This is a genomic window from Flavobacterium sp. CSZ, assembly GCF_015350725.1.
Taxonomy (GTDB): Bacteria; Bacteroidota; Bacteroidia; order Flavobacteriales; family Flavobacteriaceae; genus Flavobacterium.
In genome coordinates, this window is the sequence record NZ_JADKPQ010000016.1 from 21,035 (window position 1) to 35,827 (window position 14,793).

The 14,793-nt window shown below is 33.7% G+C and carries 11 protein-coding genes; 8 read left to right on the plus strand and 3 right to left on the minus strand.

All coding sequences use genetic code 11. From position 1 onward, the window contains the following. The first annotated feature begins 44 nt into the window (after positions 1-44). The 3 genes from xth to IRZ78_RS17850 all read left to right on the plus strand — a co-directional run bounded on the left by xth (position 45) and on the right by IRZ78_RS17850 (position 2,096). On the plus strand, positions 45-845 hold the full coding sequence (xth, locus tag IRZ78_RS17840; protein WP_228520518.1) for an exodeoxyribonuclease III: 801 nt from the start codon (positions 45-47) through the stop codon (positions 843-845). A gap of 7 nt (positions 846-852) precedes the next feature. Beyond that, positions 853-1,479 carry an alpha-ketoglutarate-dependent dioxygenase AlkB gene (locus IRZ78_RS17845; RefSeq protein WP_194617825.1) on the plus strand — a complete coding sequence of 209 codons (627 nt, stop codon included), beginning with the start codon at positions 853-855 and terminating at the stop codon, positions 1,477-1,479. A gap of 155 nt (positions 1,480-1,634) precedes the next feature. Continuing rightward, entirely contained in the window at positions 1,635-2,096 is a 462-nt protein-coding gene (locus IRZ78_RS17850; RefSeq protein WP_194617826.1) for a DUF1810 domain-containing protein, read from the plus strand. 278 nt (positions 2,097-2,374) lie between these two features. Here IRZ78_RS17850 and IRZ78_RS17855 read toward each other — a convergent pair whose 3' ends face one another. Beyond that, positions 2,375-3,787, minus strand: a complete 1,413-nt coding sequence (locus IRZ78_RS17855) for an amino acid permease (protein ID WP_194617827.1) — start codon at positions 3,785-3,787, stop codon at positions 2,375-2,377. A 175-nt stretch (positions 3,788-3,962) separates the two neighbouring features. On the opposite strand from IRZ78_RS17855, the gene IRZ78_RS17860 reads away from it, so the two are divergent. From IRZ78_RS17860 to IRZ78_RS17875, 4 genes are all read left to right on the plus strand, one after another. Further along, complete coding sequence (locus tag IRZ78_RS17860) at positions 3,963-5,654, plus strand: AAA family ATPase (RefSeq protein ID WP_194617828.1); 1,692 nt, start codon at positions 3,963-3,965, stop codon at positions 5,652-5,654. A gap of 1 nt (position 5,655) precedes the next feature. Then, positions 5,656-6,600: a hypothetical protein gene (locus IRZ78_RS17865; RefSeq protein ID WP_194617829.1), complete on the plus strand. Its 945-nt coding sequence runs from the start codon at positions 5,656-5,658 to the stop codon at positions 6,598-6,600. A 615-nt stretch (positions 6,601-7,215) separates the two neighbouring features. Continuing rightward, entirely contained in the window at positions 7,216-8,628 is a 1,413-nt protein-coding gene (locus IRZ78_RS17870) for a HAMP domain-containing sensor histidine kinase (protein ID WP_194617830.1), read from the plus strand. 1 nt (position 8,629) lies between these two features. Then, entirely contained in the window at positions 8,630-9,013 is a 384-nt protein-coding gene (locus IRZ78_RS17875) for a response regulator (RefSeq protein ID WP_194617831.1), read from the plus strand. A 10-nt stretch (positions 9,014-9,023) separates the two neighbouring features. Here IRZ78_RS17875 and IRZ78_RS17880 read toward each other — a convergent pair whose 3' ends face one another. Next, positions 9,024-10,466, minus strand: a complete 1,443-nt coding sequence (locus IRZ78_RS17880; protein WP_194617832.1) for a C40 family peptidase — start codon at positions 10,464-10,466, stop codon at positions 9,024-9,026. Between the two features lie 408 nt (positions 10,467-10,874). On the opposite strand from IRZ78_RS17880, the gene IRZ78_RS26430 reads away from it, so the two are divergent. Then, positions 10,875-12,257 (plus strand): carboxypeptidase-like regulatory domain-containing protein, encoded by a 1,383-nt coding sequence (locus IRZ78_RS26430; RefSeq protein ID WP_194617833.1) that lies wholly within the window; start codon positions 10,875-10,877, stop codon positions 12,255-12,257. A 164-nt stretch (positions 12,258-12,421) separates the two neighbouring features. On the opposite strand, the gene IRZ78_RS17890 is transcribed toward IRZ78_RS26430, so the two are convergent. Beyond that, on the minus strand, positions 12,422-14,686 hold the full coding sequence (locus IRZ78_RS17890) for an aconitate hydratase (protein WP_194617834.1): 2,265 nt from the start codon (positions 14,684-14,686) through the stop codon (positions 12,422-12,424). Between the last annotated feature and the right edge of the window lie 107 nt (positions 14,687-14,793).

The window sequence follows — 14,793 nt, forward strand, 5'->3', positions numbered from 1 at the left end:
TAGGAAGTTGTGTAAATATAAAGGCGCAAAAAGCTGTAAATTTAATGATCCAACTAATTGAATCTACTATGAAAATAGCAACTTATAACGTAAACGGAGTCAACGGGCGTTTAAATGTATTACTAAAATGGCTTGAAGAAGCCACTCCGGATATTGTATGTCTGCAGGAATTAAAAGCGCCTCAGGATAATTTTCCTCTCAAAGCGATTAATGACGCCGGCTACAATGCCATTTGGCACGGGCAAAAACAATGGAATGGCGTTGCGATTCTGGCCCGTAATATGGAAATTGAGGAAGTAACGCGCGTTCTTCCGGGAGACGACAAGGATATACAAAGTCGGTATATCGAAGCTTTGATAAACGGAATTGTGATTGCCTGTCTTTATCTGCCAAACGGAAATCCCGCTCCGGGGCCTAAATTAGACTATAAACTAAAATGGTTTGATCGTCTAAGTGATCGCGCAGCAACACTTTTGAGTTTAAAAGTTCCGGTAATTCTAGTTGGAGATTATAATGTGATGCCAACAGAACTGGATGTTTACAAACCCGAGAAATGGGTAAACGATGCCCTTTTCAGACCCGAAGTTAGAAAAGCTTTTGCAGCTATTGTCTCCCAGGGATGGACAGATGCCATTCGAAGATTATATCCTGAAGAGAAAATTTACACCTTTTGGGATTATTTCAGAGAGGCTTACCAGCGGGACGCAGGACTTAGAATTGATCATTTCTTACTAAGTCCTCAATTAGCAAAAAAACTGCTTTCCGCAGGAGTTGACCGCCATGTGCGGGGATGGGAAAAAACAAGCGACCATGCTCCGGTATGGATTGAAATTGACACAAAATAACCAAACAATGACACTATTTAGCGATACCGAATTATTTGCCACTGGTCTGTCGGGAAAAAAAGTATTTGACCTGCCGGATGCAGAACTTATTTTGATCGATAATTTCTTCACCAAAGAAGAATCTGATCGCTTTTACGAAAGAATACTCCACAAGACCAAATGGAGAGAATATGAAATGGAAATTTATGATAAAACCTATACTGTTCCCCGAATGATTTGCTGGTATGAAGACAAGGATAATCCTGGAGCAGACCAAAACGGACCTGACTGGACTTATGAACTATTGACCATCAGAGGCAGGGTGGAGAGAGAAACGCAGCTTGATTTTAATAGTCTTCTTTTAAATTTATACCGAGACGGAAATGATGGTGTTGGCTGGCACAGTGACAAAGAACACAATACGGGGCCTAACCCAGTTATTGCTTCGGTGACTTTTGGCGAGACCAGGATGTTCAAACTCCGTCATAAATTCAGAAAAGAGATTCCGCAAATAGAGATTCCATTGCATCACGGATCCTTTTTATTAATGGGGGGAACAACCAATAGTTTTTGGCAGCATCATGTCCCTAAAACAGCCAAAAATGTATTGCCAAGAATAAATTTAACCTTTAGAAGAACCAATCGAAGTGAATGATTATAAACCACTCAAAATGAGTTTTTTTTCATTACAAAACCATGAGGAAAATTCCTCCTCTAAAAGTTAAAATACTCAGTACATGAACCTTTTATTAGGCAGAACCTATCTTTTTTACTATTTTTGCAACCTTTTTTTATATATACATTACCACAATGGCTTATTCAAACAATGATTTATTGCGTTTTTTAGATGCGCAAAACAAACTTTATCTTACTGCTCTTTCTGAAATCAAAAAAGGCAAAAAAGAAACACACTGGATGTGGTTTATTTTTCCTCAGATTAAAGGATTAGGCAAGAGCGATACTGCAAATTATTACGCCATTAACGATCTGAAAGAAGCAACCGAATTCCTTGAACATCCCATTCTTGGAAAACATCTTATAGAAATCTCTGAGCTGTTTCTGACTTTCAAAAGAAAATCAGCAGACGGGATTTTAGGAGATCTGGATGCGCGTAAATTACGCTCTTCTATGACGCTTTTTTCTTTGGTAGAAAATACAAATCCTGTATTCAAGGAAGTATTAGAAGCTTTTTTCTCAGGAGAATCAGATCCACTTACTTTGTCTATTATTAATTCATCTATAAAATCTTCTCTTGAGACTGAAATGGCATAATTGCCACTAACAATTCATTAGATTATTACATTTAAAGACACTACATGTTTTGCTTTGCAAATGGTAGTGTCTTTTTTTTTAGCCCGCGGGTCTCGCGAATTCAACCACATTAGACCAATTTTTTTTATTGCTTAAAATACAGTACAAAAAATGCCTTGCTAGAAACAAGGCATTTATATTTTGAAGTAAAATCAAAGTTTGAAAAAAGAAAACTTCTAAATTGCTTAATGGGTAAAATCCCTTAGCCAATTTTATCTCTCATTTACCCTTTGTTTGTTTTATTCTCCTTTGGGTTTGGTTAAGTAATATACAGGAATTCCCGTTAGCATGATTAAAACTCCCCAACCACAGGTTGAGAATTTTGTAATTAATAACGAAATACAAATTGCCGCTGCAATCACGATGTACAATAAAGGCAGAAACGGATATCCAAAAGCTTTATAAGGTCTTTCTGCATCGGGCATTTTTTTGCGCAAAATAAAGATTCCGTAGATTGTTAGTATGTAAAAAATTAAAACAATAATAATTACGAAATCTAATAAATCTCCGTATTTCCCTGTCAAACACAAAGCCGAAGCCCAAATACATTGCGCCCATAAAGCCCATGAGGGTACACTGAATTTATTTAAAACAGCCGCTTTTTTAAAAAATAAGCCATCTTTTGCCATTGTATAATACACTCTGGCACCGGCCATGATTAATCCGTTGTTACACGCAAAAGTCGAAATCATAATCATAATGGCAATAATGAGCGTTCCTATGTTACCAAAGATATATTGTGAAGCCACAACCGCTACCCTATCGGATTTTGCCGTTGCAATTTCGTCTAGCGGAATTACTGCCAAATACATCAAATTGGTCAGAACATAAATAATGGTCACAATAAAAGTTCCTAAAAATAAACTGAAACCCACATTACGTTTTGGGTTTTTAATTTCCCCTGCAATAAACGTTACTCCATTCCAGGCATCACTAGAGAATAAAGATCCCACCATTGCAGCCGAAATTCCACTAATCAAAGCCGTTCCGCTAATCGGTAGCCATGAACCGGTATCTTTATTAAAAGAACGTGTCGTCCAGGCATCTGCCCAGTTAGCATCCCAAACAGAAGCCTTTGCGGCTAATGTTAGTCCGAAAATGATCAAACCCAACAGCGATAAAATTTTGATAATCGTTAAAACCGTTTGCAGAATCTTTCCGTTTTTAACCCCACGGCTATTAATAAAGGTGAGTAAAACAATTGTCAGAATCGAAACAATTTGCGCTGCATTAAGTTTAAAAGATCCTATCTCATACAATATATTCTCGTCGCTAAAAGGCTCATACAAATAAGCGGCAAACTTCGAGAAAGCCACACCAACGGCAGCAATTGTTCCGGTCTGGATTACAGCAAAAAAACTCCAGCCGTACAAAAAGGCAATTAACTTGTTGTAAGCTTCTTTTAGATAAACGTATTGTCCACCTGCTTTTGGAAACATTGCGCTTAGCTCACCATAGCTCACAGCGGCAATAATAGTAATCAATCCTGAGATGAGCCAAATCAGTGTCAGCCATCCCGCTGATCCTACCTGTCTGGCGATATCGGCACTCACGATAAATATCCCCGATCCGATCATAGAACCTACCACAAGCATGGTTCCGTCTAATAATCCGAGTTCTCTTTTAAAATTTTCCTGGTCGTTTTCTTGCATCGTTTTTGGTTTTTTGGGTTGGTTAAAGATATACTTTTTTCTCAAATTTTAGATTTATAAAACAATCGGTTGAATAAGAAATTTAAAGTAATAATTTACTTTTATGGTTTCCCGTAAAACTTTAAGAAAGTATTAATTTATATTTGAAAAACAATTTTATAAAATCCATAATACCATGATTCGGAAAATAGGGTTCTCTAATTACAAAGCCTTTGATAATGACAGTATAGAATTAAAACCAATTACAATTTTATTGGGGGCAAATAGTTCAGGAAAAAGTAGTTTACTACAATTAATTCTCCTTTTCAAACAAACATTAAATATAGAAGGTTCCTACGAATCTGCACTAAAATTAAATGGAAAATATATTGGATTAGGAGAAATAGAAAATATTTTCAAGAATCGTAATACTGATAAAGATTTAACTTTTTCATTTGGCCTTGATTCTGCCAAATCAAGTTTTCAATTAAACGAAATAACTAGATTAAAACGAAACATTGAAACTGAAATTATTGATTTATATTTTGATTTTTTAAAAATAGAACAGTTATCATTAAAATCAAAAAAAGAATTTGAAAGAGTTAGAAAATTCAGGTTTGACGATAATATTTCTATTAATGTAATAACTGAAATCATAAAAGAGATTAAGAGAATACAAAGAAAATATAAAAATTTTGATCTAAAAGTTTCGGATTCTTATGATGTCAATATACATCATCAACTTCTAAGAGATAACATTCAATTTAAAGATACAAATTTTAAAAAATTTTTAGAAATAGATATTAATGAATATTTAGATACTTACAAATTTATTTCTGAAATTAATAATCATAAATCAGGAGAGTTTGATATAGAGTTTGATATTTCTTATTCAAAAAAGAACAATAATCTTTTAGTTAATCGAATTTCGGTCATTCAAGAAAGACTTACTTTAATTGAATATCATATTCAAAAAAAACAAGGTAATATAAAACACATTCTTCGAAGTGATATTTTTGAAAATAGATCTCTAGACAAATATAGAGTTAGGTTTGGTAAAAATGTAAAATTTGATACTTTAAATCTAATACCTAAATCTGATGAATTAGTAGAAACAAGCAGATTTAGAAGAACAGTTATTGAAAATGAAATATTTTGCAATTCAATTCTAAAAATTTTCTACGTATTTAATTACAGATTAAACCATTCTTTTAATAGTACTAGAATTAATTACATCAGTCCGTTACGAGCTTTTCCTAAACGTTATTATTTTTTGGATGAATCAAATGTATCGAATTCGCTAGATTCAATAGATGGAGACAATCTAACTGAAACACTAAAAAAAGAATCTAATGTAATTTCCAAAGTAAATAAATGGCTCAATAATTTTGGTCTATCAGTTAGCGTTGAAGATGTAAAAGAAGTAATACATAGATTAAAAGTAAATCAAAATGGTTTAAGTCTCGATATTACAGACGTAGGCTTTGGGATATCACAAGTATTACCCATAATAGTTCAAGGTTTTCTTTCCAAAGATGATTCAATTACAATTGTAGAGCAACCCGAAATACATTTGCACCCTATGATGCAAGCAGAATTAGCTGATTTATTTATTGATGTAATATGTAATACAACTTCTAAAGAGAAAAAAACTTTACTTATAGAGACGCATAGTGAATCCATTTTAAAAAGGTTAAGGAGAAGAATAGCGGAAGGAAAAATTAAAAATACAGATGTGGCAATCTATTTTGTCCATGGAAGAAAAAAGAAAACCGATGCTGCAAAAATAGAAAGGATAGAAATTGGCGAAAAAGGAAATTTTGATTGGCCTAAAGAATTTTATTCGACAGATTTTGAAGACACCAATGAATTCTTAAAACATCAATAATATGTCAGCATACACAATATGTCCTAAGTTCATAGAATTTGCAAAACAAAATAAAAAATATATCAATGATGTATTAATGGTGTTTGTTCCTGATAATTCTAAAACAATTTGCATTGACAAAGAAGAAGATATTTTAAAAGAATATGGCCAAATTATACAAAGCGATAAAGACCTAACAGATTGGTATAAATTTCTCTGCATGACAAAAGATTCTAATTTCACTAAAGTTGATATTAAAAAACCTATTACAAGCTTACCTATTCAAATCTGTGAAAAATCATTTGAAAAACTATTAATTACTAATTGTAATTCAAATTATTCTCTTTTAAAATCTGAAATACAAGACAAAGGAATTTCTTTATTGGACAAAGATTTAGCAAAAGTGAAATTAAATTATGGTAATGAAGCTTTTCCTAAAACAACCAAATCATCTTTTACAACAGTTACACCTCAAAATGTATTTGATGTAGTAAATGAAATATGCTTTCAATTCAAAGATGTCATTGAAAATAAAGGATTATTTAAACTTATAGTAAATAAGGACGGAATAAGAGTGTCTGAAAGTAAAGCTCAACTCTTATTTTTTGGTGTAGCTTATTCCCATTGCGCTGCAAATGATTTAAAACTGTCTCCAGAAGTAGATTCCGGAAATGGCCCTGTAGATTTTAATATATCAAAAGGATTCAAAGCAAATGTAAATGTTGAAATGAAATTTGCAGATAATCCAAAACTAGAAAAAGGCTTATGGTCGCAATTAGACATTTACAACAAAGCAGAAAACACAGAAAAAAGTATATACCTAATTATAAAAACAAATAATGTTTATGATAAAAAGATATCTAAATTAACATCAATTCTGCAATATAGAAAAAATAGAGGAATGATTCTACCCGATATTTATATTATAGACTCTTCATATAAAGCATCTGCAAGTGTAAGACCTTAAAGAAAAAATCAACAGTAAGTCAAAAAAAATGGAGTTTAAAAATCTCTATTTTTTTCTCTATAAATTCGCTTAATATTTCAAATAAAACTTAAGCAATCAAGTTTTAATCATATTAAATATAAAAAGAATAAATGTACCCTCTTATTTTTAAAATACTATAGAAGCTACTACCCTAAAAAGTTGTAGCTTTTTTTATATCCTGTAAAAAACTTCCCTTTCAATCAAACGAAAAATTGTTAAACAAAATAACGATTTATTATAAGAATTTATTTACTAATAAAAAATTCTACTTATAAATTAATCTATCAATATTACAGTATGCAATATGCTGTTAAAACTCAAAAACAACAATAAAACTCATAATATCAGCAAATTATACTTCAAATTAATTTTTAAAATAAATTTAACAAGAAAAAATAACTCATTTGTAAAACTATATCCTTTTTTTATTAAATTTATAAAAATGATAATTGATTACTGCATCTAAAATATTTCATTAACAGTTGTTCATTTTTAAAATACACTGATAATCGCCCCCAAACGATTATAAATGCTGAAGAATAAAACAAAAGCAAAAGACTTTTATAAGGCCACTAACCTGCTAACTTAAAAATTATGCATAAGAATCCGTTTTTTAAGAACATACGTTTTCCCAATGTTTTTATTCTTCTCATAATTGTATTTGTTTCCTGCGCCTTACTTATTTGTATCAATTTTTTTACCATCAAAATATTATCTGCTAACAGGGCCTATGTCAATGGAGAGTCACATTACTCAAAAGGACAAAAAGATGCTTCCAGACACCTGATCACCTATCTTTATACTAAAGATGAGAACCAGTGGAAATTATATTTAGAAGAGTTAGAAGTCCCTCAAGGGGATGGCATTGCCAGAAAAACACTTTTAAAGGTAGGCGATAATAAAGTCGCGCGAGAAGGATTTTTGATTGGCCGAAATCATAAAGATGATTTAGATGATCTTGTCTGGCTTTTTGTAAATTTTCAACAAGTCTCTTTTTTGGCAAAAGCCATTGATGAGTGGGGCCAGGGTGATGAACTTATTTTTAAATTATTCATCGTTGGTCAGCAAATAAATGCCCAGATAAAATACAATCAATTAACTGCTGCCAGCCAGAAAAATTTCCTAAATAAGATTAGTTCAATCAGCGATAAACTTACCGTTAATGAACGCAACTTCTCCAATACTTTAGGAGAAGGAACACGTAAAATTAAAAGCCTTCTAATTATTACCAATATTGTATTTATCTTAATTATTGTGCTAAGTGTCTGCTCCTATTATTCTATAATGGTAAAGCGGCTGCTTGTTTCTAAAAAAGAGATTGAGATCAAAAATGAAAACCTGATTATCGTGAATCGTGAATTGGACCGATTTGTGTATAGCGCCTCACATGATTTGAGATCCCCTATAACATCTTTAAAAGGCTTAATTGAAATTACCCAGCTAGAAGATGATATTGACCAAATTAAGACCTATTTAGATCTTATGCACAAAAGCCTGACCAAACAGGATCAGTTTATAATTGATATCATAGATTACTCTAAGAACAAGCGAAAACAAGTCGTTATGGAGCCTGTAAGTTTACAGGAATTATTCAAGGAGGCGATCTCACAATTAATGCATATCGAAAATGCCAATCGAATCACTTTTACCCAGGAGTTATTAGTGGATCAGATTCACAGTGATGGGTTGCGCTTGAGAATCATTATTTCAAATTTACTTTCAAACGCAATAAAATATGCCGATATCAACAAACAGGAAATGTTTATCAATATCAAAACCTATTTCGATGATGGTTACAATAAAATAGAAATCACCGATAACGGAATTGGAATTAAAGAAGAATTTAAAGATAATATCTTTGAGATGTATTTTGGTACTAATAAGAACAAAGGTTCCGGATTAGGGCTCTATATCGTAAAAGAAGCTATAGAAAACATACAAGGGAATATTTCGGTTTTCTCTGAAAGTACAATTGGAAGTAGATTTGTTGTAACAATACCCAACTAATATGGAACCTAACCCCATCTTTCTTGTCATTGAGGACAATTTGATTGATCAGCTTGTGATTAGCAAATTATTAAAAAAAGTACTGCACGTCGAGCAAATTGTAATTGCCAATAATGGCAGGGAGGGAATTGAGTGGCTTACAACCAAAAAAAAGAATCAATCACTAATTATTTTATTAGACATACAAATGCCAATAATGAATGGGTTTGAATTCCTGAATGCTTTTCAAAAACTAAATAAAGAGATCCGCCAAGAAATTCAAATTTACGTGCTTTCATCAACCTTAGATCCTGATGAACTTCAAGACATTAATAAAAATGATAATGTTACGGGATTTTTAAACAAACCTTTTCCCATTGAGGAATTTAAAAGAAAATTTACCTGAAAGATTTACTTTATTGTAAAATGCGATTTACCTGAGTGAAGGTTCTTTGATAATAAGGCTCTTTTGTGGAAGAAATTATCACACCGCCATGAGTTGAGGAATGTACAAATTTAATTTCTCCATCAGCTACTTCAACTACCATTCCCACATGATTGATTTGTCGTCTTCCATTGGTTCTAAAGAAAATTAAATCTCCTTTTTGAGCTTCCTCTGTCCCAACTTTGAAACCAACACGAGATTGCTCAATAGAACTTCTGGGTAATTTTATATCAAAATTATTAAAAGTACAAATCATTAATCCTGAACAATCAAAACCAGCTTTTGTGGTTCCGCCCGAGCGGTAACGAGTTCCTATATTTTCAGTTGCATTCATCACCAACTGATTCACTAAATCCGAATGATTACTAACCCTAAATATTGTAGTTGTATCTTTTTCAACCCCTGAATTATCAGCTACCTGCGGGGTGCCTGCTAAACTGTCATTAATTTGCGGAGTTGCAACTAGTGCCACCGCGTCGGCCTTTTCTTTTGATGTATTAATTTTAAGTACATAACCAACAGGCAATTTGGCTTTGATAGATGGATTCTGCCGCTCTAATTCTGCAACAGTTATTCCGTATTTCTTTGCAATGGCATATTTTGTTTCTTTTGGCTGTACCTCAACTAATACTTCAAGGTTTTGTGCGGGTATAATTTCCCCCTTTACTTCATCTGTTGCAGCTTTATTATCTGAAGTAAGAACCGGGCTTTGAGCAATCTGAGTTTCTGATGCAAGAGCAGTATCTTTTATTTCCTGATTTGCTTTTTCTTTTGAAGTTCTAATTTTGAGAAGATAACCAACTGGCAACTTTCTTTTAATAGATGGATTTTGCCTTTCTAATTCTGCGACGGTTATTCCGTACTTTTTGGCAATAAGATATTTTGTTTCTTTTGGTTTTACCTCAACGAGAACTTCTAGATCTGTTGAAGGGATTATTTCGGGCTTTTCTAGGTTCTGATTTTTCTTTGTATTCTTTTCACTCGCTGCAATAGCATTAGAGGGAATAGTTAGTTTCTGTCCTATTTTTAGATCTTCGCTTTCCAGCGACGGATTTGCTTTTTTTAACTCATCAACAGAAACATTGTATTTTTTTGAAATAACCCAAAGGTTTTCTTTTTGCTGTACTTCGTGCTGATCTGAATTTAAAGTTGCCCTGGGCGTTGTACTGGCAAGAATTTCAGTTTTTTTTGCAGTGACCTTTTTATTGGTATTGGGAATTAAGAGAACCGAATTTAATTTTAAAATCGTAGGAGCCTGTGGATTGGCATCCTGGATATCTTTAGTTTTTACACCATATTTTTTAGCAATTACAGATAGGTTTTCTCCTTTGGATATTTTGTGCTTGATAAACTTTTCCTGAGAAAAAACACCAACACTGAAAAAAAACAACACTATAATTAATCTAACAACCATACCTATTAAAGTTTAATGAATACTTCTTTAAGTTTAAATAATATAACTTTTCGCCTGAATAATATAAACTAGAAAAATGTAAATATATTACGTAAAAAGCGAATTTACCCTTTTAATGTAAAAGATACACGTTTTTTAACAACAAATTTATCCCGAATTAATCTTGTCAAGATAAAAATTGCCTCAACTCTTTGAAATCAGGTCTTTTATAAAATATGTATTTATTTTTAATAAAAGCCAATTATAATGGAACAAACCTCTTATTTCAAAATATTCTTTTGCCGATAGTTTATAAAAATTATAAACTAATTTTCTTTCAAAGAATATTCTCGGCATAAAAATTGTGCGAATATTTTTAGAATACAATTGTCTTTCTCGACCAAGAACTAACCTTAATTCAAAAACAGTGTGAAAAAACTACTCTTAATTTTTATTCTTTTTCCTTTATTATCCATTGCTCAGACTATAAAGGGAACGATAGTTTCTACAAACAACAATCTTCCACTTGAAAACACCAATATCCTGGCGCTATCCAGCAAAGTGGGAACGATATCAGATGAAGATGGTACGTTTTCTTTAAAACTTCTTACAAAATACAATAGCGATGAAATCTTAGAGTTTTCTCACATTGGTTACACTACTACACGAATCTCTTTAAGCTATCTGGCAAAGCAAAACTTTATCGTTACTCTTGAAGAAAACATTGAGAATTTGTCAGGGGTAACTATTGCTGCCGATCAAAAACTACAATCTAAACTTTCCTTTACCCAATTGACTTCTTTAAAACATCGTATATTCTCATTTGGCTCTCTTGTGCAAGATGACAAAATTTATGTTAGTGGCGGAGATGCTTATCCAGAAATTAACCATATGGAAAAAGCGCGATCAGAGAAAGCCGATATGGACTTGGTGAAATTTTTAAATGAAGAGCAATATACTTCGACTAAACGACATTATAAACAAGATCTTTGTATCTATGATATTAAAACTGATACTTGGGAGATTGCCAAATTAAAACTTCAAAACAGGGCGTATCACAACATTCATTTTTATAACAATTTGATTTATGTAATAGGCGGAAAAAAAATGTTTGTAAATAAAATAAGCAGTTGGGAATACCTGCAGGATCAAATTGAAGTTGTAGACCTGGAGAAGCAAACCGTTAAAACAGATCATACAAATCCACATCAGGCTGCTGATTTTGCTTCATTTACTTATAAAGACAATATTATTGTAATGGGAGGTTCTGTAAAATCTACCGAAAGTGGCCTAAAGGATTTCACAGACAAAGTGCATTTATATAACATTTCTTCAGGTTATTGGTATGAACTTACCCATATGCCAATAGCAAAAGAAACATCAGGAGTTTTGGTTGAAGATAAAATTTATCTTGTCGGAGGAAATAATGGAAAACCAATCTCACAAATAGAATCTTTTGACCTAGCAACGGAAAAATGGCAAACAGAAGGAGAATTATTCTCTGCATTAGAAAGACCTGCCATAACTTATCACGACAATATTATTTATTTTTTTGAGGATCAAAAAATGTGCGTTTATGACCTAAAAACAAAACTATTGAAAGAATATGAAATTGGATTACCTCTGAAATATTCAGCCATGTATTATTACAATAATAAACTATATATTTTAGCAGGACGCATTGACAATAGCTTTTCTAAATTGCCTGCTTCAAAGGTATATAGTATTAATGTAAATGAATTTGAAATTACAAAACCTACCAGATCTAAAACTCTACCCCAAGAAGTACGCTCAGTTAAAGATAACGGGTAGATTCTTTTTTTATAATTTCTGTTATGTTGAAGATGAATTATAATAGAAAGATTTAAAACCGTATTAAATACATAGCGAATCCCCAAGTTTAGGAAAAGATTAGCTACAAATAAAAAAACGCTCTGTTCTCACAGAGCGTTTCTAGTATAATTGAATCTTAAAGCTTAAGCTTTTCCGGCAGCAATTAGGTTTAATGCTGAACCTGCAACAAACCAGCCAATCTGACCTGCATTGTAGGTATGGTTTGCCAGGATGATATCTTTGGTACCATTGGCATGAACAAACTCTAATGTTAATGGTTTTCCTGGAGCGAACTCAGTTAAATCAGTAAAATTAATAGTATCGTCTTCCTGAATTTTATCGTAATCGGCTTCGTTTGCGAATGTTAATCCTAAAAGACCTTGTTTTTTAAGGTTTGTTTCGTGAATACGGGCAAAAGATTTTACCAATACTGCTTTAACTCCCAAGAAACGTGGCTCCATTGCAGCATGCTCACGAGATGAACCTTCACCATAGTTATGATCTCCCACAACAATAGAAGGGACCCCAGCGGCTTTATACGCGCGTGCTACAGCAGGAACGGCATCGTAGGTAGCTGTTAATTGATTTTTAACCGAGTTTGTTTTTTGGTTGAATGCATTTACAGCGCCAATTAACATATTGTTTGAAATATTATCCAGGTGTCCGCGGAAACGCAACCATGGTCCAGCCATAGAGATATGATCTGTTGTACATTTTCCGAATGCTTTGATTAGCAATTTAGCACCTGTAATGTTTTTACCGTCCCAGGCATCAAAAGGAGCTAATAGTTGCAAACGCTCAGATGTTGGACTTACCACAACCTGAACTCCTGAACCGTCTTCTGCCGGAACCTGGAATCCTGGATCCTTTACATCAAATCCTCTTGGAGGCAATTCGTCTCCGGTTGGGGCTTCAAGTCTTACCTCTTCTCCATCTTCGTTGATCAGGGTATCTGTCAAAGGATTAAAACCTAGATCTCCTGCAATAGCCATAGCGGTCACCAACTCTGGAGAACCCACAAATGCTAAAGTATTTGGATTACCATCTGCACGTTTTGAGAAGTTACGGTTAAAAGAGTGCACAATGGTGTTTCTTTCTTCTTTCTCCGCGCCGTCTCTGTCCCACATACCAATACATGGTCCGCAGGCATTGGCAAAAACAGTAGCTCCAATTTTCTCGAAAGTATCAATAAATCCGTCTCTCTCGATGGTATAGCGCACTACTTCAGATCCTGGAGTAATGGTGAATTGAGATTTAGTTTTTAAGTTTTTAGCGCTTACTTGTCTGGCCAGAGAAGCTGCACGGGCAATATCTTCATAAGAAGAGTTGGTACATGAACCAATTAAACCTACCTGGATTTGTAATGGCCAGTTGTTTTTAATGGCTGCTTCTTTCATTTTAGAAATTGGCGTAGCTAAATCGGGAGTAAAAGGACCGTTTAAGTGTGGCTCTAATTCTGTTAAGTTGATTTCGATAACCTGATCAAAATATTGCTCCGGGTTAGCATAAACTTCTGGATCTCCTGTTAAGTATGGAGCTATTTTATCTGCAGCATCGGCAACATCGGCTCTGTTTGTAGAACGAAGGTAACGACTCATAGAATCATCATATCCAAAAGTTGAAGTTGTGGCTCCAATCTCTGCTCCCATATTACAAATAGTACCTTTACCAGTACATGACATAGAAGTTGCACCTTCTCCAAAATATTCAACAATAGCTCCAGTTCCTCCCTTTACAGTCAAGATACCGGCAACTTTTAGAATAACATCTTTAGGAGCTGTCCATCCTGATAATTTACCAGTTAGTTTTACTCCAATTAATTTAGGAAATTTTAATTCCCAGGCCATACCGGACATTACATCTACAGCATCAGCTCCACCAACACCAATGGCTACCATTCCCAATCCACCTGCGTTTACCGTGTGGGAATCCGTACCAATCATCATTCCGCCAGGGAAAGCGTAATTCTCAAGTACTACCTGGTGAATAATTCCGGCTCCGGGTTTCCAAAAACCAATTCCGTATTTATTAGAAACTGAGGACAAGAAGTCGAAAACTTCGTTGCTTTGTGTTTTTGCTCTGGCCAAATCGGTTGCTGCATCTACTTTTGCCTGAATCAAGTGATCACAGTGCACTGTTGTAGGTACTGCCACCTTAGCTTTTCCGGCGTGCATAAATTGCAACAATGCCATTTGAGCAGTTGCATCCTGACATGCTACACGATCGGGCGCAAAATCAACATAATCTACTCCTCTGCCAAACGCCTTTGTTGGATTTCCATCCCAAAGGTGATTGTATAAAATTTTCTCAGTTAATGTAAGTGGACGACCAACAATCTCGCGTGCTTTATCAACACGATCCGGCATGTTCTCATACACTTTTTTTATCATTTCAATATCAAAAGCCATAAGTATAATTGTTTTTGTTTTTTTTTTATTTTCAACATGACAAGTTACAAAAAATAGAGCAGCCAGAAAAGAAAAAGCCCGAGTTTATCAACTCGGGCTTTTTATAT